A 22,048-nucleotide genomic window follows, 5' to 3' on the forward strand; every position below is an offset into this window, starting at 1 on the left:
CCGGGATTCGTCATTATTTCGTGACATTAGCCCTCAAACGGATCAGTCACAAGTATGGTGTCTTCGCGTTCCGGGCTGGTCGAAAGCATCGCCACGGGCGCACCGATCAGCTCCTCCACCTGACGGACATATTTGATCGCCTGCGCCGGCAAATCGGCCCATTTGCGGGCGCCGACGGTCGATTCCTTCCAGCCTTCGAGCGTTATGTAGATCGGCTCGACGCGGGCTTGCGCCGCCTGGCTCGACGGCAGGTAGTCGATTTCCTTGCCGTCCAATCTGTAGCCGATGCAGATCTTCAGCTCGTCGAGACCGTCGAGCACATCAAGCTTGGTCAGCGCAATACCGGTAATGCCGGAGGTCTTGACGGTCTGGCGAACCAGCACGGCATCGAACCAGCCGCAGCGGCGCGGACGGCCGGTGTTGACACCGACTTCGCGACCGACCGTCGATAAGTGCTTGCCGATCTCGTCATGCAGTTCGCAGGGGAAAGGTCCTTCGCCGACGCGCGTCGTATAGGCCTTGGTGATGCCCAACACATAGCCAAGCGCCGTCGGTCCGAGACCGGAGCCGGCTGCCGCCTGTCCCGCCACCGTATTGGACGAGGTTACGAAAGGATAGGTGCCATGGTCGTTGTCGAGCAGCGCGCCCTGCGCACCTTCGAACAGGATGCGGGCACCCGCCTTGCGCTGCTCGTCGAGCAGCCGCCAGACCTGGTCCATATAAGGAAGAATGTGCTCCGCAACCGAGGTCAGTTCCTCGTGCAGCGCGTTGAAGGAGATTTCGCTGAGACCCATGCCGCGACGCAGCGCATTGTGGTGCGTCAGCAGCCGGTCGATCTTGGCGGGCAGCGTTTCCGGCTCGGAGAGATCGATAACGCGGATAGCGCGGCGGCCGACCTTGTCTTCATAAGCTGGGCCGATGCCGCGGCGCGTCGTGCCGATCTTCGTGCCGCTGTTGGAGGCAGCGTCTTCGCGAAGCGCGTCGAGATCACGGTGCAGCGACAGGATCAGCGGCGCGTTTTCGGCAATACGCAGCACGTCGGGCGTGACCGCGATGCCCTGGGCGCGCAGCTTCTCGACTTCGGCGACGAAATGATGCGGATCGACGACGACGCCGTTTCCGATGACGCTCAGCTTGCCGCGAACCAGCCCGGAGGGCAGCAGCGCGAGCTTATAGCTGACACCATCGACAACCAGCGTATGACCGGCATTGTGGCCACCCTGAAAGCGCACGATCACGTCGGCGCGTTCCGAAAGCCAGTCGACAATCTTGCCCTTGCCTTCGTCACCCCATTGCGAACCGATCACAACTACGTTCGTCATTTCTCCATTCCCGCTTCCTGCGCGCAGAGACGCGCCTTGCTCAAACCCGCGCATCTATAAAGCTTTGTTTTTCGGAAAGCGACCCTGTTGTCTCAGGAGAATCGGCTTTTTACGTGACGAATCAGCGCCTCCAACAGGATTCTTCCTGTCGGCGCGCACCGGCGAAAGCCTAACCTTTCCCGGATCTGCCTAATTTCAGGAGCAAAAGCGCAAAAACCGAGAGCTAGCCGAGTTCGAGCGTGGTGACGGCAAAGATGCGATTGAGCGGCATGTTCGGGGCAGCGCCGCGATACATCCGCGCCGTTTCGAACAGCGGCGAGAGCCCGCAGGCTTCGGCAAGCCCGATTGCCTCGGCATTTTCAACGGGCACGTCCAGATACACCGGCCTGCCCTTGGCCTCCGACAGCAGCGTGGCCAGCAGCGCCGCCGCGACATCGGGGCTGTTTGCAAATAGCGGGCCGACCTTGAACCCCTCGAAACAGCGCCGGATGGTGCCGTAGCCACGAATTCTGTCACCGCTGCCGACCATGAAGGATTTTCGCCTCTCGGGCGCGCCACACCAAGCGGTGAGGAAAGAATAGCGCAACCCCGGGAAAATGCCGGCATCGTAGCGCAGCAGCGCCTCGAGCCTGCCCTGCGTGACCGGCACGACCTCCACGGCCTTGTCTATGTCGGGCACTTTGGCGACACCGCCATAGCGCAGCGTACGATAGGCCGCCTCGAAACCGTGACGGCGATAGTTTTCCTGCTGCCCGACGACGCCGTCGAGGCCGACGGTGCGATTGCCCGCGAAGGTCATGACCTTGTTCCACAGCGCCTTGCCATAACCCTTGCCGCGAAATTCCGGATGGACCATGTAGAGGCCGAGAAAGGCGAAGCTTTCACCATAGCGCACGAGGGAGATGCAGCCGACCGGCACCTCGCCGATCGCGCCGACGAAGAAGCCGGAAGGATCCGCTTCCCAGAATGCCGGGGCATCGTCGACACCGGGATTCCATCCCTCCTGTCGAGCCCATTCGAGAGCGAGCTCCAATTCCCCGGCTCGCATTGTACGCACGGCGAAAGTCGACTTCATGCAAACGCCCCACATCGCCCATTCCGCGCCGTTCTCGTTGGAACGGTCGCGCCCCGCCCATCATGGTGCAATGCAATGGCAATCACAAGCGATACGGGGCGACACGCCCGGCCGCTTCAGCCCTCGGCTGCATTTGGCGCATAAGTGGCCGGGTCGACCGATCTCGGCCTGCCTACAAGCGACAGCGCTGCGACACGCGGCGGCGTCTCGCTGATCACCTTGCCGCGCCGGACCACAAAGAGCCGGCCGGCGCGCATCCTGATAGCCTCGATCGTATCCCGGGCCTGCAGCACGACGAGATCACCGTTGCAGCCTACCTCCAGCCCGTAACCGTCGATGCCCATCACTTTGGCCGGATTGGCGGTGACGGCGTCGAAGCAGAACCGCATGGCTTCGCGCGACGCCAGCTGCCCGACATGCAGCCCCATATGGGCGACATCCAGCATGTCGGCGCCGCCGAGCGAATACCAGGGGTCCATGCAGCAATCCTGGCCGAAGGCGATATTGATGCCGAATTCACGCATCTCCTTGACCCGGGTCAACCCGCGCCGCTTGGGATATGTGTCGTGCCGTCCCTGCAGCATGATGTTGATCAGCGGATTGGGAATCGCATGCACCCCTGCCTCCGCGATTAGCGGTAGGAGTTTAGAGACATAATAATTGTCCATCGAGTGCATCGAGGTCAGATGCGAGCCGGCCACCCTGCCCTGAAGACCGAGCCGTGTCGTTTCAGCGGCCAATGTCTCGACGTGGCGCGACAGTGGATCGTCGGTCTCGTCGCAATGCACGTCGACCATCAGGCCGCGCTTCTCGGCGATCTCGCAGAGTGCGCGCACCGAACGTGCGCCATCCTCCATCGTCCGCTCGAAGTGCGGAATGCCGCCGACGATATCGACGCCGAGATCAAGCGCGCGCTCCAGATTCTGTGCCGCCGTCGGCGATCGGTAATAACCGTCCTGCGGGAAGGCCACGAGCTGCAGGTCGAGATAGGGCGCGACCTGCTTCTTCACCTCCAGCAGCGCCTCGACGGCCAACAGTCGGTCATCGCAGATATCGACATGGGTACGCACGGCCAAAAGACCCTGCGATACCGCGAGATCGCAATAGCGCAAGGCCCGCTCCGCCACCGCCTCGTGCGTCAACAACGGCTTCAGCTCCCCCCAGAGCGCAATGCCCTCCAGCAACGTGCCCGACGTATTGAGCCTCGGCAGGCCGAGCGACAGGGTCGCGTCCATGTGAAAATGACAATCGATAAAGGGAGGCGACACCAGATGGCCGCCGGCATCGATCACACGTTCCGCCTCCGCCTTCAGTCCAGGCTCGACAGCCACGATCTTGCCACCGGCAATGGCAATATCCTGCCCCTTGCGGCCGTCAGGAAGGTTGGCATTGCGGACGATGAGATCGAATGTCATGGAGAATTGCCTTCGGATCGGTGGGAGATGCTTCTATCGTGAATGTCTAGCATGCCTCCGAAGGCTGGCAAGTCGTTCAACGGTTTGGAACTGTAGCGATCCACGCATGTCACATTGCCTTTATCTTTATGGTCTTTATGACACCTCTATCGCAGTGCCCTGGATAAGCACCGCAACGTATAGGCGTCCCCGGCGATCCTGTGTATAAGCGCAGGCGACCGCCAATGAAGGGATCGCGCCGCAGCGCTGAGCCCACTGCAAGCAAGAGGATTGAAGTTCCATGCACATCACAATGATCGGTTCGGGTTATGTGGGTCTTGTGTCTGGTGTCTGCTTTGCGGATTTCGGCCATGACGTCATTTGCGTCGACAAGGATGTCGGCAAGATCGAGGCGCTGCTGAAAGGCGAAATCCCGATCTTCGAGCCCGGCCTGGAACAACTCGTCGCCGACAATGTCCGCGCCGGCCGCCTGTCCTTCTCGACCGATGTCGAAACCAGCGTTGCCGCCAGCGACGTCGTCTTCATCGCTGTCGGCACGCCGTCGCGTCGCGGCGATGGCCATGCCGATCTCTCCTACGTCTATGCCGCCGCCCGCGAGATAGCCGAACACGTCAAGGGCTTCACCGTCATCGTCACCAAGTCGACCGTACCGGTCGGCACCGGCGACGAGGTCGAGCGCATCATCCGCGAAACCAATCCGAATGCCGATGTCGCCGTTGTCTCCAATCCGGAATTTTTGCGCGAGGGTGCGGCCATCGAGGACTTCAAGCGTCCCGACCGCATCGTCATCGGCCTCAACGACGATCGCGCTCGCGGTGTCATGACCGAGGTCTACCGGCCGCTCTATCTCAACCAGGCGCCGCTGCTCTTCACCGCGCGGCGCACCTCCGAGCTGATCAAATACGCTGCCAATGCCTTCCTCGCCATGAAGATCACCTTCATCAACGAGATGGCCGATCTCTGCGAGAAGGTCGGCGCCAATGTGCAGGAAGTGTCGCGCGGCATCGGGCTCGACGGCCGCATCGGCGCGAAGTTCCTGCATGCCGGCCCGGGCTATGGCGGCTCCTGCTTCCCGAAGGACACGCTGGCGCTCGCCAAGACCGCGCAGGATTTTGACAGTCCCGTGCGCCTCATCGAGACGACGATCTCGATCAACGACAACCGCAAGCGCGCCATGGGCCGCAAGGTGATCGCGGCCATGGGCGGCGACGTCAGGGGAAAGACCGTTGCCGTGCTCGGCCTGACCTTCAAGCCGAATACCGACGACATGCGCGACAGCCCGGCGATCTCGGTCATCCAGACGCTTCAGGACGGCGGCGCCACCGTGACCGGCTACGATCCCGAGGGCATGGACAATGCCCGCCAGGTGATCGACGATATTACCTATGCCGCGGACGCCTATAGCGCCGCGCAGGGCGCCGACGCTCTTGTCATCGTCACCGAATGGAACCAGTTCCGCGCGCTCGATTTCGCCCGGCTGAAGGCCGTCATGAACGCTCCGGTCCTCGTCGACCTCAGAAACATCTATCGCCATGACGAGGTCACAAAGCACGGCTTTGTCTATACGAGCATCGGCAGACCCATGAACGGGGCCGAACTGTAAGCAAGGGCCGACGAATGCGCTATCTCATCACCGGAACCGCCGGCTTCATCGGCTTTCATCTCGCCAAGCGCCTGCTCGACGACGGCCACTTCGTCGTCGGCTTCGACGGCATGACGCCCTATTACGACGTCAAGCTCAAGGAAAAGCGCACCGCCATCCTCGCCCGTTCCAACGGCTTCAAGGCCGTGACCGGCATGCTTGAGGATAAGGCGGCGCTGGATCATGCCGCTGAACTGGCCGAACCCGACGTCATCGTCCATCTCGCGGCCCAGGCCGGCGTGCGCTACAGCCTGGAAAATCCGCGCTCCTACGTGGATTCCAATCTCGTCGGCTCCTTCAACGTGCTGGAACTGGCGCGAAGCATTCAGCCGAAACACCTGCTGCTCGCCTCCACCTCCTCGGTCTACGGCGCCAACGAGAAGATCCCTTTCGCGGAAAGCGACAAGGCCGACGAGCAGATGACGATCTACGCGGCAACGAAGAAGAGCATGGAGCTGATGGCGCATAGCTACGCCCATCTCTTCCACATCCCGACCACCGTCTTCCGCTTCTTCACCGTCTACGGTCCCTGGGGCCGGCCGGACATGGCGCTGTTCAAGTTCGTCGAGGCTATCAAGCACGACCGCCCGATAGAGATCTACGGCGAAGGCAAGATGAGCCGCGACTTCACCTATATTGACGATCTCGTCGAAGGCATCGTCAAGCTGATCGGCGTCATTCCGTCAGAAGAAAACCGGGTCGTATCGGACACGATCAGCGATACGCTGTCGAAGAACGCCCCTTTCCGCATCGTCAATATTGGTGGCGGCCAGCCGGTCGGGCTGATGGCCTTCGTCGAGACCATCGAGGCGATGCTTGGCAAAAGGGCGATCCGCCACATGCTGCCGATGCAGCCGGGCGACGTGCATAATACCTATGCCGTGCCGGACCTTCTGGTGGCGTTGACTGGTTTCAAGCCGCAGATCGAGGTCGACGCGGGCGTACGCCTCTTCGTCGAGTGGTATCAGGAAAACTACTGAAAAAGCCGACCTATTCGGCCTGACCCGCCGGATGATAATTCCGGTCGAAGTAAACCAGCCCCTGCCCGCCATCGCGCTGGCGGATGGCGTCGACTTCGCACATCAGGATATCGTGCGTGCCGCCATCGGCGCGGCGCACGATGCGGCAGTCGAAGGACACGAGTGCGTCCTCCAGCGCCGGCGAGCCGGTGGATAGTTCCGACCATGCGGCCGCGGCGAAACGCTCGGCAACCGGCGTCTTGCCGCCGAAGAGGCGCGAGAGGTCCTGATGCCCTTCCGACAGCACGTTGACGCAAAGCACGCCGTTTTCCGTCACCGCAGGGTGAACGGATGCGCTGCGATTGAGACAGACAAGCAGGGTCGGCGGGCTGTCGGTGACGCTGCAAACGGCGGTCGCGGCAAAGCCCGCGAGACCCGCCGGTCCATTGGTGGTGACGATGTTCACGGCAGCGGCCATGCGCGCCATGGCGTTGCGAAACTCGGCTCGTACCACATCGGGATCGGCGACGGGTATCGCCTTCTCGATCGCCACGGATGTCTTCATGTTCATTCCCATTGTCCCCGCGTGTCGCGCCGAAATCTGGATGCAAGCAACGTACCAAGTCAAACCGCGCATCTCAAGCAGCCGCATTTCACGGAATCGCTATTCGCAGGGCAATTAGTTTTCTATAAAATCTATCAACAAAAGCAAAAACAATCCTGTCCATACGCCTTTGGGGCATTTCCTCCCACCTTCCTAGAGCGAAGCAACATGGCCGGCAATCGTGACGACCCTTACCGTCTGCGTACGCAAAAAGGCAGCGGCACGACCGCAAATTGATGCTTTCCTCCGTCATCATCCTTGCCGTATCCGTTAAAGGAGAGACGCACATGAGAGGATACGGCCATGGCCAAGCCCTTCTACTGGAATGAACTGAACACTTATGATTTCGCCGGCCTTTCGCCCGATACCACCATCGCGATCCTGCCGATCGCCTCGACCGAACAGCACGGCCCGCATCTGCCGATCGCAACCGACGTCGCCATCGCCACAGGCATGCTGGCGGAGCTGAAGGTCCAGCGCCCCAACGATCTCGATTTCCTTGTGCTGCCGACCCAGGAGATCGGTAAGGCCAATGAACATGTCTACGGCCCAGGCACGCTCTCCCTCAGCGCCGAGCTGTTGATTCCGGTCTGGACGGCGATCGGCGCCAAGGTTGCCGAGGCCGGCATCCGCAAGATGGTCATAGTCAACTCCCATGGCGGCAATCTCGACATCATGGGCATTGTCGCGCGCGAATTGCGCGTGCGCTACCAGATGGCCGTCGTCGCCACGCAATGGATGCGCTTTGGCACGCCTGACGGCATGATCAGCGAGCACGAGCAGTGCTACGGCATCCATGGCGGCGACGTTGAGACCTCGTTGATGCTGCATTTCCGGCCCGAGCTGGTGCGGATGGACAAGGCCGAGAACTTCGCCTCCAAGGCGGAATGGATGAAGGAGCGCTCAAACTACCTGCAGCCGCTGCCGCCGCACTCGCTCGCCTGGATCGCCCATGATCTCAACCCCAACGGCGTCGTCGGCAATGCCGCCAACGGCACGGCGGAAAAGGGCGCGCTCATCTGCAGCCACCAGATCAACGGTTTCATCGAGATGCTACGCGATCTCAGGGACTATCCGCTGTCGAACCTCTATTCGAAATAGGCGTCAGACCGACGACGTTCCGACGGCATCAGGATATGTCCTTTTGCCTGTAGCTCCTCCACAAGGCCGGCCAGTTCCGCGAGCAGATATTCCACGAACAGGCTCGTCGCCGCATCCAGCGGCGCACGCGCCCGCGCAAAGAGTTTCAGCGGCTGATGCCGCGAATGCGGCTCCGCGATCGGCCGAAACACTAGCTCGCCACGTCGGCAATCGGTGATGACGTCGAGCGGATTGAGCAGCGTCAGTCCCGCCCCGCATTTCACCAGCTGCTTCAGCATCTCCGATGCATTGCTTTCCAGCACCGGCTCGACCTGCACCGATAGCCGCGCCAGAGTCAGGTTGATGATGTCACGCAGGCTGGTGCCCGGCTGCGCCAGAAGCAGCCGCTCCTCCACCACATCGGCGAGATTGATCGGCCCCGGCTCGATCAGCGGATGCCCCGGCGGCAGCACGACACCGATCGGAATGTCGAAATTACCAAGCGACCGGATGCCCGGCGTCGCCGGGATATTGAAACCGAGGCCGATATCCACCTCGCCTGACAGCACCGGCGCGACTGTCGTCGAGCCGGAATCGTTGCGCAACTGGATGAAGACGCGCGGATGCTCGGAGAGGAAGCGCGCAATGATCTCCGGCAGCGGTCCGGCAGCAAGGCCGACCGTCGTCACGATCCTGACCTTGCCGGCCTGCTGCATCTTCAGGCTGCGGATGCGCCCTTCCAGCCGTTCGTAATTCTTCAGCACCTCGCGGATATGCTCGATGCAGAGCTCGCCCGCCGCCGTCAGCCTGAGGCCACGCGGCAGCCGCTCGAACAGCGGCGCTCCCATCTCCTCTTCCAGCGCCAATATCTGCCGGTTGATCGCCGAGGACGCCACGTTCAGCCGCGCCGCCGCCTTGCGGATCGAGCCGCAGCGGGCGATCTCGTTGATGTAGAGCAGTCGTCTCGAATGCAGCATAGGTGTCCCCATTGCATAAATTTTGCCCAGGCCGCACAATTTAGGCACAGACCCGAGTTGAGATGCCTAAAAGGCATCAATGTGCACGAATTTTGATGCTTTTCAAAGCGCAACGCAATCGCTCAAATGCACAAAATGGGCGTCACTGGTGGCGTCTCATGGCGAATAAGGGGAACAACCAGCCATGTTCAATGCATTGAAGTCCAAAGCATTTCTTACCGCCATGGGCCTGATGGCCGCCATTGCCATGGCCGAGCCCGCAAGCGCCCTCGACAAGGTGACCTACGGCACCAACTGGCTCGCCCAGGCCGAACATGGCGGCTTCTACCAGGCAGTGGCCGACGGCACCTACAAGAAATACGGCCTCGACGTCACCATCGTCCAGGGTGGCCCGAATGCCGCCAACTCGGCGCTGCTGATTTCCGGCAAGATCGATTTCTACATGGGCGGCCCGCAGCAGGAAATCGACGCCGTCAAGCAGGGCATCCCGATCGTCGATGTCGCCGCCATCTTCCAGAAGGACCCGCAGGTGCTGATCGCCCATCCGGACGCCGGCGTGGAGAAATTCGAGGATCTCGCCAAGTTGCCGACCCTGTTCATGAGCAAGGACGGCTACGTCACCTATTTCGAGTGGATGAAGGCGAACTTCCCCGGCTTCAAGGACGAACAGTTCAAACCCTACAATTTCAGCGCGGCGCCGTTCCTTTCCGACAAGCAGTCGGCCCAGCAGGGCTATCTGACCTCCGAGCCCTATGAGATCGAAAAGCAGGCCGGCTGGAAGCCGAAAGTCTTCCTGATCGCCGACGCCGGCTACTCGCCCTATTCGACGATGATCACTGCCCAGACCGCAATGGTCCAGAAGAATCCGGACCTGGTGCAGCGCTTCGTCAACGCCTCCATAGAGGGCTGGTACAACTATCTCTACGGCGACAACAAGGCGGCCAACGATCTGATCAAGAAGGACAATCCCGACATGACGGACGGCCAGATCGCCTATTCCATCGCCAAGATGAAGGAATACGGCATCGTGGAATCCGGCGACGCCATCGACAAGGGCATCGGCTGCATCACCGACGCGCACTACAAGAAATTCTTCGACGAGATGGTGCAGATCAAGATCTTCGACGCCGACACGGATTACAAAAAGGCCTTTGACCCGCAGTTCGTCTGCAAGGGCTTTGGGATGACGTTGAAGAAGTAAGCCTTAGCACCTCCCCCTTAAGGGGGAGGTCGCCGCAAAGCGACGGGTGGGGGTGACACCCCGAGATTTCGAAAGATCACCCCACCCCGGAGCTGCGCTCCGACCCTCCCCCTCAAGGGAAGGGTGGATCAACAAAGAGCCGAACATGACCCTGTCCGAAGCCACCACGATCATCCAAACCGAACCGCGCAAGCGGCCACTGGTCGTCATGGAGCAGGTCTCGAAGGTCTTCTCCAACGGCACGCTGGCGCTTTCCGGCATGTCGCTCAACGTCGAAAGCGGCGAGTTCATCAGCCTGCTCGGCCCCTCCGGCTGCGGTAAGTCGACGGCACTGCGCATCATCGCCGGCCTCGGCGGCGCCTCCAGCGGCCGGATCGACTGGCCGAGCTCGCGCATCAATTCGAAGGGGCTTCCCGACGGCGATATCAGCTTCGTCTTTCAAGAGCCGACGCTGCTGCCCTGGAAAACCGTCTTCGGCAATGTCCACCTGCCGCTGAAACTGCGCGGCGTCTCCGAGGTGTCGGCCCGCGACCAGATCATGGCGACGCTCGCGACTGTCGGCCTGCAGGATTTCGCCGGGGCCTATCCGCGCGAATTGTCGGGCGGCATGAAGATGCGCGTCTCCATCGCCCGCGCGCTGGTCACCAAGCCGAAGCTGCTCTTGATGGATGAGCCCTTCGCCGCCCTCGATGAGATTACCCGCCAGAAGCTCAACGACGATGTTTTGCGGCTATGGCAGACCACCGGCATTACGGTGATCTTCGTCACCCACTCCGTCTACGAGTCCGCCTATCTTTCCAACCGCATCGTCGTCATGAAGGCCCGCCCCGGCCGCGTCCACACCGACTTTCCCTTGAACACCAGCGGCGAGCGCGATCCTCTCTACCGATCCTCCGAGGAATATCGGCAGGTCTGCGAGAAGGTGTCCCGTTCCCTGATCGAGGCCATTGGCTGGCCGGAGGCCCATTGATGAGCGACAGCACCAGCCTCTCCGCAAACCTCTCCACAGAAGCAGCCGACGCCCCACCGAAGCCGGCCGTCCGCACCAGAAATGCCGAGCGCTCCCTCGGTATCATCGTGCCGATCCTGACCGTCGTCGTCCTGATCGTGCTCTGGCAGCTTCTCGTCGTCGGCGCCGATATTCCGCAATATATCCTGCCGAGCCCCCTCGCCGTTGCAAAGGCGCTGGTCTCCGACTGGGGAATTCTCTGGCCGGCGCTCTGGGTTACCACGCAGATCACCTTCATATCCCTGATGCTGGCGCTGATCGGCGGCGTCGGTTTCGCCATCTTCCTGGTGCAGTCGCGCTGGATCGAGCTTGCCTTCTATCCGCTCGCCGTCATCCTGCAGGTGACGCCGATCGTGGCGATCGCGCCGCTCATCCTGATCTATGCGCCGACCCGCGAATCCGCGTTGTTGATCTGCGGCTTCCTCGTCGCCTTCTTCCCGATCCTTTCCAACATGGTGCAGGGCCTGAAGAGCGTCGACCACAATCTCCTCAACCTCTTCGATCTCTACGGCGCCTCGCGCTGGCAGATGCTGCTGCATCTGAAGCTGCCGGCGGCCCAGCCCTATTTCATGACCGGCCTTCGGATCGGCGGCGGCCTATCGCTGATTGCCTCCGTCGTCGCCGAATTCGCCGCCGGATCAGGCGGCCCCAATTCCGGCCTCGCCTTCCGCCTGCTGGAGGCGCAATACCGCCAGAACATGCCGCGCCTGTTCGCAGCCCTGCTGCTGCTCTCGGCGCTCGGCGTCGCGATCTTCGCCCTCACCTCCTTCATCTCATGGCTGAGCCTGCATCGCTGGCACGAAAGCAGCCTCAAGCGGGAAAACTGATGTCCTATTCCTTCATGTCCCCGCCAAACGCCGCGCGTTTCGTGCTGAGCAACGCCACCGTCCCCACGGTCACGCTGACCGGCTTTACCGGCCCGTCCAGCGAAGGTCTGATGAAAGCTGACATTGTCGTCGCGGATGGCCTCATCAAGGACATCCTGCCCGCTGGCACAGCCCCTGCGGAATTCGCCAAGGCCGACATGAGAGACGGCATGGTCTGGCCGACCTTCGCTGACATGCACACGCACCTCGACAAGGGCCATATATGGGAGCGCCGCGCCAACCCGGACGGCAGCTTCATGGGCGCGCTTGACGCCGTCCGTTCCGACCGCGAGGCCAACTGGTCAGCCGCCGATGTCCGCAAGCGCATGGAGTTCTCGCTGCGCGCCGCCTATGCCCACGGCACCAGCCTGATCCGCACGCATCTGGATTCACTGGCGCCACAGCACCGCATTTCCTTCGAGGTCTTCTCGGAGGTGCGCGAGGCCTGGAAGGACAAGATTGCGCTGCAGGCCGTCGCCCTCTTCCCGCTGGATTTCATGGTCGATGATGCCTTCTTCACCGATCTGGTGACGGTTGTCCGCGAAGCTGGCGGTCTTCTCGGCGGCGTCACGCAAATGAACCCCGATATTGACGCACAGCTCGACAAGCTGATCCGCGCCGCCGCCGACAATGGTCTCGATATCGACCTGCATGTCGACGAGACCGAGGACAGAGAAGTGCTGACGCTGAAGGCGATCGCCGAGGCCGTGCTGCGTAACGGCTTCACCGGCAAGGTTACCGCCGGCCATTGCTGCTCGCTTGCTCGACAGGATGAGGATGTCGCTCGCGCTACCATCGATCTCGTCGCCAAGGCAGACATCTCGATCGTGTCACTACCGATGTGCAACATGTACCTGCAGGACCGCCATCCGGGCCGCACGCCGCGCTGGCGTGGCGTCACATTGCTGCATGAACTGGCGGCGGCCGGCGTGCCCACCGCCGTTGCCTCCGACAATACCCGCGACCCCTTCTACGCCTATGGCGACCTCGACCCCGTCGAGGTCTTCCGCGAGGCTGTTCGCATCCTGCATCTCGACCATCCTCTGGATACCGCCGCCCGCGTCGTCACTACCTCACCGGCCTCCATCCTCGGCCGCCCCGAGATCGGCCGCATTGCCGTCGGCGGCCCGGCCGATCTCGTCCTCTTCAGCGCCAGGCGCTGGAGCGAATTCCTCTCCCGTCCGCAGTCCGACCGCGTCGTCCTTCGCAAGGGCAAAGTCATCGACCGCAGCCTGCCGGATTACCGTGAACTCGATACCGTTATTGGAGCCTGACATGCCGGATTATCAGCTCATCAAGAAAGAACTCGAAGGCATCGCCATCGAAGACAATCCGGCGCTGGTGCGTCAGAAGAGCCGCGATTTCTACTGGTACTCGCCGATCCTGAAGGCGCAGCTCGACAATGTCACTGCCGATCTCGTCGTCACCCCGAAGACCGAGGAAGAAGTGATCCGCACGCTGAAGGTGGCCTATGCCCATGATGTGCCGGTCACCCCGCGCGGCGCCGGCACCGGCAATTACGGCCAGGCCATGCCGCTGTCCGGCGGCATCGTGCTCAACCTCGCCGCTATGAACAAGGTCAAGGAAATCCATCCCGGCCGCGTCATTTGCGAGCCCGGCATCATCATTGCCGAGCTCGACCGCCAGACCAAGGCCCATTCCGGTCAGGAACTGCGCTTCCATCCCTCGACGGCACAGACGGCAACCATCGGCGGCTTCATAGCCGGCGGCTCCGGCGGCGTCGGCTCGATCACCTGGGGCGGCTTGCGCGATATCGGCAATATCCTGCGCCTGCGCGTCGTCACCATGGAAGCCGAACCGCGCGTCCTTGATCTCACCGGCTGGGACCTGACCAAGGTCAGCCATGCCTACGGCACCAACGGCATCATCACCGAGATCGAAATGCCACTCGCGCCGGCCTACGACTGGGTGGACGTGCTGGTCGGCTATGACGACTTCATGGATGCCGTGCGCTTCTCCGATGCGCTGGCCAAATGCAACGGCATCCTCGTCAAGGAAATCGCCCCGATCGCAGCTCCCATCCCGCACGAGTATTTCACCCGCCATAAGCCTTACATCCGTCACGGCCAGTCGGTCGTGGCGCTGATGATCGCGCCGCATTCGATGGAGCCATTCGTCGCCTTTGCCAGCCAGCAGAAGGGCGAGATCACCTTCCGCTCCGACAAGGTGGAGAGCATGAAGGGCATCCCGCATGCCTATGAGCTCGCCTGGAACCACACGACGCTACGCGCCATCAAGGTCGATCCCTCAATCACCTATCTGCAAGTGCAGTATCCGGGGCCGGACCATGTGGCCAAGGTCCAGAAGATGGTGGAGATCTTTGGTGACGAAGTGCCCGGCCATCTCGAATTCATCAAGTTTGACGGCCAGATCCAGTGCGCCGGCCTGCCGCTGGTGCGCTATACCTCCGAGGCCCGTCTGGAGGAGATCATCAAGATCCACCAGGATCACGGCTGCCCGATCTTCAATCCGCATCGCTATACGCTGGAAGAAGGCGGCATGAAGCAGACAGACACCGTCCAGCTCGCCTTCAAGAAGGAGACCGATCCGAAGGGCCTGCTCAACCCCGGCAAGATGATCGCCTGGGACAATCCGGACTTCGATTTCAAGGCCGGCAAGAACTATCTCTTCCCCGGTCTCGCGGCGCTGATGGAGGCCTCATGAGGGTTCTCGTCCTTCATTCGCATCCCGTCGAGGAGAGCTATAGTGCTGCCCTGCACCGGCAGACGATCGAGAGCCTGCAAGCCGCCGGCCACGAGGTCGACGACTGCAATCTCTATGCCGAGGGCTTCGACCCCGTACTCACTAGGCACGGGCGGATGATCTATCACGATTACCCCGAGAATACCGAGGCGGTGAAATCATACGTCGAACGGCTCCAGCGCGCCGAGGCGCTGGTCATCGTGACGCCGGTCTGGAATTTCGGCTTTCCGGCGATCCTGAAGGGCTATTTCGATCGCGTCTGGCTGCCCGGTGTCACCTTCGAGCTGGTGGACGGCAAAGTGACCTCGAAACTGCGGCATATCCGCAAGCTCGGCGCGGTACTGACCTACGGCGCCGATCCCTTCCGCGCCTTCATCGTCGGCAACCCGCCGAAGAAGATCATCAAGCGCATGCTCCGCGCCATGATCAAGCCCTTCGCCTCGGTCGTCTTCCTCGCCCATTACGACATGAACCGCTCGACCGACGAGACGCGCAAACGGTTTCTGGAGAAGGTGAAGCGGGAGATGGAGCGGTTTTAAGCGCTTCGGAATTCGGACTTAAGCCGGGATGAGCCCGTGGCGCAGCATGACCTCCTGCGCCTTGGCGAGGTCAGGTTTGCAGGGCACATTGACCACTTCCGCAATCTCTTCGAAGTAGCGGCGTCGAATGGAGCCAGGCGTGATGACGACCAAGGCCCGTGCGCTGCCCTCATGCAGGTTCTCATGATGATGGATGCTGCCGCGCGGGATAAAGACAGCGTCGCCAACACCCAGTTCCTGCTTTCGACCATCCACGGTGATCGTCACAATACCCTCGATCCCATAGAGGATTTCGTCCGCATCCTTGTGATAGTGGGGCGCGGGTACCCGGGCGTGGGACGGAACAATGAACTCGAATACCGTAGCGCCTTTGTCGTTCACCAGGAAGCGCAGTTCCAACTCCCCGATGCGTACGACATCATGTCCATTCGCTTCCATTGGGCTGATCCTTACTGTAAAGTGACTTTACAAACAAAACGTAAAGCGACTTTACAAACATGTCAATATTCGATGAGCTGACAAAGCAACCCAACACGAGCGAGGAATTGCAACCGCCTTTCTTCGGCGCTCTGCTACGCATCGTCTGGCAGGACGTTCGCAATCGGATGCACAAAGCTATTCACGACGCCGGTTTCACGGATTTTCAGGACGCTCACTTCGCCGTGTTCTCCTATCCCCTGCCGGACGGCATCAGACCATCCGAATTGGCACGGCAGAAGAGAATGTCGCGGCAAGCGATCAATTATCTAATCATCCAGCTCGAAGAGCTGGGATATGTCGAGCGGCGGGCTCCTGAGAGCAGCGATCGGCGTCTTATATATCTCAGTGCGCAGGGACAGGAGATAGCCGAAACGATCTTCACCTGCCTACGCAAGCTGCACGCGGAATGGGCCGAAGAGATTGGTCACGAACGGTTCGATGTCTTCCTTGACGTGCTGAAACAGCTGTCCCTCAAAGCGCAGGAAAGCACGCCAGAGGCTGGCCCATAAGCCATCCGCACGTCACTTCGTCGTGGATATCAGCAGGAACATCGGACGCTCGCGCTCGATTGCCCAATCCGGATGCGCGGCCAGATCGCCATCCGTAGGCGTCCACTCCTCGACATGCGCGATCGTAAAGCCCGATCTGATCAGCAGGTTGAGCGTCGTCCCCATGGTGCGATGCTGTTTCACGACGCCTTCGGCGAGCCAGTTCGTCACTCGCGGCCCTTCCATCTGATAGCTGTCGAGCGGCCATGTCTTGCGACCCTCGGCATCCGCCAGCCAATTCGGCCGTCGCGGCGCCATGTAGATCGGGTGTTCGATGGAGAAAATCAGCCATCCACCGGGCTTCAACGCCTGATGGATCGTCGCCAGAAGCCCGGAGACATTCTGGATGTAGTGAAAGGCGAGCGAACTGTAGACGAGATCGAAAGCGGCCACCGGAAGCTGGAGATCTTCCAGATCGGCCTTGCCATAGCGAATAGCCATGTCAGCCGTCTCACTCTCGGCGCGGGCGAGCATATTGTCGGAGACATCGAGGCCCAGCACATTGGCCGCACCCTGCTCCCTTGCCCAGCGGCAGAACCAGCCGAAGCCGCAGCCGAGATCGACAATATCCAGACCGTGCAAGTCGGGCAGCAACGCCCGCATCGACGGCCATTCCGCCGCACCCGCCAGCCCATCGATCGATCGTTGCAGCTGGCTGTAACCTTGGAAGAAGGCAGGATCGTCGTAGATATTCTGCGTCATGCTCGCCTCCCAAGGCTCGACACTGCTTATAACCGTCAGATCGCCTGCGTCGGTCGCGCCAGCCACTGCGAATAAGGTTTCACGCCGAAGCCCGGATCAGCGGCCTCGTCAAGCACGTGGATAAACTCGATCGAATGCCCATCAGGATCGGAAAAATACTGCGAAACCGCCGGCATCCAACCGGCAACGACCGGCTCATCACGCGGCTCGCCATGAAAACCCTTCGGCTGAACGCCATGCGCCTTCAATGCGGCAGCGGAGCGAACCACGTCATCGAGAGTGGTTCTGAACGCAATGTGGAGACGCATGCGCAGAGGCGCGCTGCCCGTTTCCCAGAGGCCCAGCATGCTCGTGCGTTTGTCCCCGATCCAAAGGAAGGCGACATTCCTATTCTCGATGATGGTCGCAACTTCAAGCTTCAGGATATCGCGATAAAATCCGATAGAGCGCTGAAGATCGGCAACCGTCAGATGCGTTTCGTAAAGGCCCAGGATTTGCGGCATCGGCACATCTACCATCTCTTTTGAAGCTCCAGTCATCGCACTACCTTTGCTGCGGTCACCTCGACCTCCACCAGAAACTCCGGCCGCGTAAACCCGCCGACGATGATCAGGGTCGAGACGGGCTTCGGATCGAGTGTATAGCGGTCGCGGACAGCCATGTAGGCGGGAAAATCCTCGCGCTTGGTCACAAAACCGGAAATGCGGATGACGTCGGCAAAGCTCATGCCCGCCTCCTCGAGGATCGCCTTGATCGCCTCGAAGCAAAGCTCCGCCTGGCCGGTCACGTCGGAGGGGATGCTCTCATCGAGAGCGATCCCGACCTGACCCGAGGTCACCAGCAGGCTGGCGCCCGGCGGCACCAGCAGGCCGTGATTGTAGTTGCCGAACGGGCGGCGGACGGAGGGCGGATTGAACGTCTTCTTCATCGGCATCGGTTCCTCGTTTGTAGGGCCGATTTCAGCATTTCGACAGTCGGTGGACAAGCCGCTCAGAGCACCTGAACCGGCTCCTTCACCCGATTTCTCCGCACTTCCAGGAGGATATGCCCGAAGAGCGCGGCAAGCACGATCGGCCCGCCGACCAGTGTCGCCTTTGAGGGCAGTTCGGCCAGGAACATCCAGGTCCACAACGGCGTCAGCGGCACTTCGAGCGCCGTCAGCAGGGTGGCGTCGGCAGCCGGGATCAGCCGCGAACCGAAGGTATAGAGGCTGAGACCCATGGCGCTCTGGACGAGGCCGAAGGCGACGATCAAGCCCAGATCGTGTCCCGACACCATGGATGGCGAAGCAAACCAGAAGGTGACGAAGGAGCAGAGCCATGCGGACAAGGCCATCGCCGGCAGCATCGGCACATCGCGGTGCTGGCGCATGATGACGGCAAGACCGGCAACAGCCAGGGTCATGATGACGGCAAGCCCCTTGCCGAGCCAGCTTCCGTCACCGGCGGACTCGCCGGAAAGCATCACCAGCACCCCGGCCAAGGCGACGACGCTGGCAACGAGCGTCGTGGCACTCGGACGCTCCCGGATGAAGACATAGGCGACGCCGGCCGTAACGAAAGGCACGGTCGCATAGATCACCATCGCATCGGCAATCGAGGTGTAATAGATCGAACCGATACCGCCGATCATGGCGGTGGTGGAGAAAATCGTCGCGGCCAGCGACGGCCAGCGCATCGAGCGAATAATCCGCCAGCCATTACCGCGCTCAATGTAGAAAAACAGTGCAAAGACGCCAAGGCCGGCGACGATGCCACGGCAGAAGAGAATAGTCATCAGATCGGCATGGATCGAGCGCACGAACAGGCCGGATGTCGACCACGCCAGGGCCGAAAGCGCTACATAGATCACACCCAGCCGATATTGCTGCTGCTCCGCCAGCGTCACGACGAATCCCTCCCAACGTCCTTATGTTTTATGGCGCGACTATTAGCGAGTGCAGGAACAGCCTACAAGCCATGCTTGCGACCTGCATGTCGCGGACGCGAGAAGAAAATGCAGCGGTTGCAGAACCGCCACGGCTGCTTCAATCCAAACCGGCCCATCCGTCTTGCGGATATTTCGGGCGCCTTTAGGGTATGGATGATTCGGCAGAGGGAGAGACAATGCAGCTATTGCTGGCAGGCCTGTTTGCATGCGGCTGCGTGAGCCTGGTCGATGCCGTGCCGTGGCCCGTCGCCGAAAGCTATATCAACCCCGCCGTGGAATGCAGCCAGAGCGCCAATCCAGGGGCCTGTCGATATACGCGCAACACCTGGAAGACAGAGTACAGCGATGCCATCGCGGGGAAATATCAAGAGCAGCGGAACGTCGCAATCTGCCTGAGCACTGGCTGCGATAAAGCCATCCAGCCCGACAAGATTCTCGGCTGTGCCTGGCGCATCGTCATCGCGAAATCCGGACACGCGGAGTTCGATGACACGGATGTTGCGAACCTCAAGCGCTTCTGTGGGCCGGACTATGTTGCCCAGGCGGACAGGCGGGCGGCAGAAGCCCAGGCGAGAACCATGGTGATGATGATTGGGAAATAGGTGGACGCTTCGCGGCCATCGACAGCCATGCGCCCGGAGCTTTGCTCCTATTCAGGTGGAGTTAGGTGGCAGATGCCTCCGAGGGGAGCTTGCGGCCCGAAGCGGTCATGGCATGGCTCAACTGGCTCGGCGGAAACCTCGCAACGTGTGCCGACCGGGCTGTGACAAGAGTGGCCGCTGGATCTCTTCGTGGGCCAATTCTTCCATATCGTGTACACGTCTCAGCCTCTCACAGCCACAAAGGTCAGAAGCAGCGCGGGATGCCCAATCCTCGACCTGTCGACCAGAGAGCGCCAATTTCGAGGGATTTCCACTATCTCCAACTGTCGGGATTCTAAAAACGGTTGTATCAGAGACGTCCGAGGCTATAGCAATTATTATGCTATTCGTGGGGCTTTTCATGAAAATTCGCTTAGGCTTTCTGATGTCCTTTTGCTTGATCATCGTAGGCTTTTTTCTGCCCTTGGTTGCTACTGTACCGGCGGCCGCAAACGAACAGACACCCGAAGAGTGGCCGATGAATTTCGCTTTGGTTCGGAACGGCAATTGTAAGGAAATCTGTATCCAATGGATATCTGCCGAAGGCAAGATAACGGCTGACACGCCCCAACGATTTAAAAAGCTTCTGAGGAGCCTTAAAGGCCGAAAGCTTCCTGTTGTGTTTCAGTCTCGCGGCGGAGATGTGGATGCCGCGCTCTCGGTTGGACGTATGATCCGAGCTGCCGGCCTAGAAACCGCTGTGGGCAGGACGCAGTTGAACGACTGCCCGATGCTGGTGCCGCGCTGTGCGCAAAAAATCGTCAGGGACGGCTGGTCGGAAGGCGAAGTTCGCGCTGGAGGGGCGTACTGTTTCTCAGCTTGCCCACTCGCTTTGGCTGGGGGCAAGGTGCGGGCTGCGGCTGCTAATGCCTATATCGGCATTCATCAGATAACAAACGGCCCAAATCGTCCGGCGACGGGGAGAAGAAACCTTGATGCGATATCAACGAAGACCGATCCGGCGCTGAAGCGGATGCTTTCCATTTATCTCGACGAAATGAGTGTCAATAGTGATGACGTGTTCGCCATGATGGGACTAGCAACACCGGAGGGGCTCTACTATGTCCAAAGCGCCGAGGCGCTCAAGTCAGGCGTCGTTACGAAAATCTTCTCGGACGCCGACGAACCAGGCTATGTCGTCCGTGGAACCGGTTTCAAAACATCCACGCCCCTCCCGCTGGATTCTGACTCCTCGTTGGACTTTAGAAGGCCCGATGACATGTGTCACATCATCAATCAAGCGTATGTAAACACTAGAAAGACCGCTATCTATAGGGAAACTGTCAACTTCGTCGAGCCTGATGGCCTAAGATTGTTAGCGGAAAGCCTCATGACCGTTGCGGGTGCTTTTGAGAGATGGGGAAGCCAATCAAAATGGGCTAGAGCGACAGCCCCGTATGCTGTCGAAGCTTATGCCAGATTTACGTCCTGCACGTACGTTGACAGCGGTGAGGGGCCACACTTTCGTGCGTACTGGCACAACCAACACCCCTCTCAAACAGCCAATGCCGACGTTTGGTTGACTCCAGACCTTCAAAGGCTGAGTAAGGTTCTTCGTCATTTTCCTAACGACGACATTCGGTATCCCTCCAAAACCTTATTGGCGACTATGGATTATAATGCCACGCGCGCAGTCGTTCCTTCGGACAAAGACCTCGCGCAATGAAGGGTTTCGAAGAAGCCGGTGGCCTTTGCCACCGGCTTTTCTGTTTACGCGTACTGTGCGAGAAACCCGCGGATCGCCTCAATCTCGTTCGGGCGGATATCGTGGCCGCCCGGATGCCAGTCGAGCGTGACCTCAGCCTTCTGCTGCGTGAAATAATCCGCCAGTGCCTTGGTCACCGGCGCCGGCGAGATCGGATCGCGTTCGCCAGCGGTGATCAACACACGCCGACCGTCAAGCTCGGCATTGTCGCGCGGCTGGAACGGGATCAGCGGATGCATCAGCACGGCGGCGTCAAAGAGACCACCATGCTCGATCAGCACATTGGCGAGAATGTTCGCGCCATTTGAAAAGCCGAGACCGAGCACCTGCGCGGCACCGTGGTCGATGGCGAGGCTTTTGACATAGGTCGCCATTTTTTCCGTCGCGCGGGCAAGGTCGGCCATATCGTAGACGCCCTCGCCCGCGCGACGGAAGAAGCGCGCGGCGCCATGTTCCGAAACGTCGCCGCGCGGCGAGACGATGGTCGCGTCCGGCAGCAGGCGGCTGCCGAAATCGAAGAACTGGTTCTCGTCACCGCCGGTCCCGTGGAAGGTGAAGAGGATGGGCTTGCCGGGTGCACCGGGCTTTACCCGGTGCACATAGGTCGTATCCGTCATGATCTTATCCCTC

At 60.7% G+C, this 22,048-nt stretch carries 23 protein-coding genes; 12 read left to right on the forward strand and 11 right to left on the reverse strand.

The window, feature by feature from the left end; translation table 11 throughout:
* Positions 1–26: 26 nt before the first annotated feature.
* From RRH01S_RS16875 to RRH01S_RS16885, 3 genes are all read right to left on the reverse strand, one after another.
* The gene (locus tag RRH01S_RS16875) at positions 27–1,322 is read right to left on the reverse strand and encodes an adenylosuccinate synthase (protein WP_007703827.1); all 1,296 of its coding nucleotides are present in this window, start codon (positions 1,320–1,322) and stop codon (positions 27–29) included.
* Between the two features lie 223 nt (positions 1,323–1,545).
* The gene (locus RRH01S_RS16880) at positions 1,546–2,397 is read right to left on the reverse strand and encodes a GNAT family N-acetyltransferase (RefSeq protein WP_034519261.1); all 852 of its coding nucleotides are present in this window, start codon (positions 2,395–2,397) and stop codon (positions 1,546–1,548) included.
* 116 nt (positions 2,398–2,513) lie between these two features.
* Positions 2,514–3,812, reverse strand: a complete 1,299-nt coding sequence (locus tag RRH01S_RS16885) for an amidohydrolase family protein (RefSeq protein ID WP_042473206.1) — start codon at positions 3,810–3,812, stop codon at positions 2,514–2,516.
* A 280-nt stretch (positions 3,813–4,092) separates the two neighbouring features.
* Here RRH01S_RS16885 and RRH01S_RS16890 point away from each other — a divergent pair, with 280 nt between their 5' ends.
* Together RRH01S_RS16890 and RRH01S_RS16895 are read left to right on the forward strand one after the other, a co-directional pair.
* A complete protein-coding gene (locus RRH01S_RS16890; protein ID WP_012652134.1) occupies positions 4,093–5,415 on the forward strand; it encodes a UDP-glucose dehydrogenase family protein in 1,323 nt (440 codons plus the stop codon).
* Positions 5,416–5,429: 14 nt separating this feature from the next.
* Positions 5,430–6,434, forward strand: coding sequence for an NAD-dependent epimerase (locus RRH01S_RS16895; RefSeq protein WP_042473210.1), 1,005 nt, complete (start codon positions 5,430–5,432; stop codon positions 6,432–6,434).
* Positions 6,435–6,444: 10 nt separating this feature from the next.
* Here the strand turns inward: RRH01S_RS16895 and rutF are convergent, their stop codons facing one another.
* Positions 6,445–6,984, reverse strand: coding sequence for an NADH-dependent FMN reductase RutF (rutF, locus tag RRH01S_RS16900; protein WP_034517724.1), 540 nt, complete (start codon positions 6,982–6,984; stop codon positions 6,445–6,447).
* Positions 6,985–7,320: 336 nt separating this feature from the next.
* Here rutF and RRH01S_RS16905 point away from each other — a divergent pair, with 336 nt between their 5' ends.
* The gene (locus RRH01S_RS16905; protein WP_012652137.1) at positions 7,321–8,118 is read left to right on the forward strand and encodes a creatininase family protein; all 798 of its coding nucleotides are present in this window, start codon (positions 7,321–7,323) and stop codon (positions 8,116–8,118) included.
* Here the strand turns inward: RRH01S_RS16905 and RRH01S_RS16910 are convergent.
* On the reverse strand, positions 8,106–9,074 hold the full coding sequence (locus tag RRH01S_RS16910) for a LysR family transcriptional regulator (RefSeq protein WP_007703849.1): 969 nt from the start codon (positions 9,072–9,074) through the stop codon (positions 8,106–8,108). The genes RRH01S_RS16905 and RRH01S_RS16910 overlap by 13 nt on opposite strands.
* Before the next feature lie 184 nt (positions 9,075–9,258).
* Between RRH01S_RS16910 and RRH01S_RS16915 the strand changes: the two genes are divergently transcribed.
* The 6 genes from RRH01S_RS16915 to RRH01S_RS16940 all read left to right on the forward strand — a co-directional run bounded on the left by RRH01S_RS16915 (position 9,259) and on the right by RRH01S_RS16940 (position 15,413).
* Positions 9,259–10,275, forward strand: a complete 1,017-nt coding sequence (locus tag RRH01S_RS16915) for an ABC transporter substrate-binding protein (protein WP_007703851.1) — start codon at positions 9,259–9,261, stop codon at positions 10,273–10,275.
* 145 nt (positions 10,276–10,420) lie between these two features.
* Positions 10,421–11,245 (forward strand): ABC transporter ATP-binding protein, encoded by an 825-nt coding sequence (locus RRH01S_RS16920; protein ID WP_042473213.1) that lies wholly within the window; start codon positions 10,421–10,423, stop codon positions 11,243–11,245.
* Positions 11,245–12,111 (forward strand): ABC transporter permease, encoded by an 867-nt coding sequence (locus RRH01S_RS16925; protein ID WP_034517720.1) that lies wholly within the window; start codon positions 11,245–11,247, stop codon positions 12,109–12,111. Before RRH01S_RS16920 ends, RRH01S_RS16925 begins: the two co-directional genes overlap by 1 nt.
* Positions 12,111–13,424, forward strand: coding sequence for a cytosine deaminase (locus RRH01S_RS16930; protein WP_034517718.1), 1,314 nt, complete (start codon positions 12,111–12,113; stop codon positions 13,422–13,424). The genes RRH01S_RS16925 and RRH01S_RS16930 overlap by 1 nt, the downstream gene beginning before the upstream one ends.
* Position 13,425: 1 nt before the next feature.
* Positions 13,426–14,835: an FAD-binding oxidoreductase gene (locus RRH01S_RS16935; RefSeq protein WP_042473218.1), complete on the forward strand. Its 1,410-nt coding sequence runs from the start codon at positions 13,426–13,428 to the stop codon at positions 14,833–14,835.
* Positions 14,832–15,413 (forward strand): NAD(P)H-dependent oxidoreductase, encoded by a 582-nt coding sequence (locus tag RRH01S_RS16940; protein ID WP_042473222.1) that lies wholly within the window; start codon positions 14,832–14,834, stop codon positions 15,411–15,413. The genes RRH01S_RS16935 and RRH01S_RS16940 overlap by 4 nt, the downstream gene beginning before the upstream one ends.
* Positions 15,414–15,431: 18 nt before the next feature.
* Here RRH01S_RS16940 and RRH01S_RS16945 read toward each other — a convergent pair whose 3' ends face one another.
* Positions 15,432–15,851: a cupin domain-containing protein gene (locus tag RRH01S_RS16945; protein WP_042473224.1), complete on the reverse strand. Its 420-nt coding sequence runs from the start codon at positions 15,849–15,851 to the stop codon at positions 15,432–15,434.
* A 59-nt stretch (positions 15,852–15,910) separates the two neighbouring features.
* Between RRH01S_RS16945 and RRH01S_RS16950 the strand changes: the two genes are divergently transcribed.
* Complete coding sequence (locus tag RRH01S_RS16950) at positions 15,911–16,402, forward strand: MarR family winged helix-turn-helix transcriptional regulator (RefSeq protein ID WP_007703504.1); 492 nt, start codon at positions 15,911–15,913, stop codon at positions 16,400–16,402.
* A gap of 12 nt (positions 16,403–16,414) precedes the next feature.
* Here RRH01S_RS16950 and RRH01S_RS16955 read toward each other — a convergent pair whose 3' ends face one another.
* The 4 genes from RRH01S_RS16955 to RRH01S_RS16970 all read right to left on the reverse strand — a co-directional run bounded on the left by RRH01S_RS16955 (position 16,415) and on the right by RRH01S_RS16970 (position 19,030).
* Entirely contained in the window at positions 16,415–17,143 is a 729-nt protein-coding gene (locus RRH01S_RS16955) for a class I SAM-dependent methyltransferase (RefSeq protein ID WP_034517713.1), read from the reverse strand.
* Between the two features lie 35 nt (positions 17,144–17,178).
* Positions 17,179–17,661: a VOC family protein gene (locus RRH01S_RS16960; RefSeq protein WP_042473229.1), complete on the reverse strand. Its 483-nt coding sequence runs from the start codon at positions 17,659–17,661 to the stop codon at positions 17,179–17,181.
* Between the two features lie 17 nt (positions 17,662–17,678).
* Complete coding sequence (locus tag RRH01S_RS16965; RefSeq protein WP_042473496.1) at positions 17,679–18,071, reverse strand: RidA family protein; 393 nt, start codon at positions 18,069–18,071, stop codon at positions 17,679–17,681.
* Between the two features lie 62 nt (positions 18,072–18,133).
* On the reverse strand, positions 18,134–19,030 hold the full coding sequence (locus RRH01S_RS16970; protein ID WP_042473233.1) for a DMT family transporter: 897 nt from the start codon (positions 19,028–19,030) through the stop codon (positions 18,134–18,136).
* Positions 19,031–19,248: 218 nt separating this feature from the next.
* Here RRH01S_RS16970 and RRH01S_RS16975 point away from each other — a divergent pair, with 218 nt between their 5' ends.
* Both RRH01S_RS16975 and RRH01S_RS33155 read left to right on the forward strand, forming a co-directional pair.
* Positions 19,249–19,674 (forward strand): hypothetical protein, encoded by a 426-nt coding sequence (locus RRH01S_RS16975; protein WP_034517707.1) that lies wholly within the window; start codon positions 19,249–19,251, stop codon positions 19,672–19,674.
* Positions 19,675–20,074: 400 nt separating this feature from the next.
* A complete protein-coding gene (locus RRH01S_RS33155; RefSeq protein WP_131597841.1) occupies positions 20,075–21,379 on the forward strand; it encodes a COG3904 family protein in 1,305 nt (434 codons plus the stop codon).
* A 44-nt stretch (positions 21,380–21,423) separates the two neighbouring features.
* Here RRH01S_RS33155 and RRH01S_RS16985 read toward each other — a convergent pair whose 3' ends face one another.
* Entirely contained in the window at positions 21,424–22,035 is a 612-nt protein-coding gene (locus RRH01S_RS16985; protein ID WP_034517705.1) for an alpha/beta hydrolase, read from the reverse strand.
* Positions 22,036–22,048 lie beyond the last annotated feature (13 nt).

The sequence above is a fragment of the Rhizobium rhizogenes NBRC 13257 genome (assembly GCF_000696095.1).
GTDB lineage: Bacteria > Pseudomonadota > Alphaproteobacteria > Rhizobiales > Rhizobiaceae > Rhizobium > Rhizobium rhizogenes.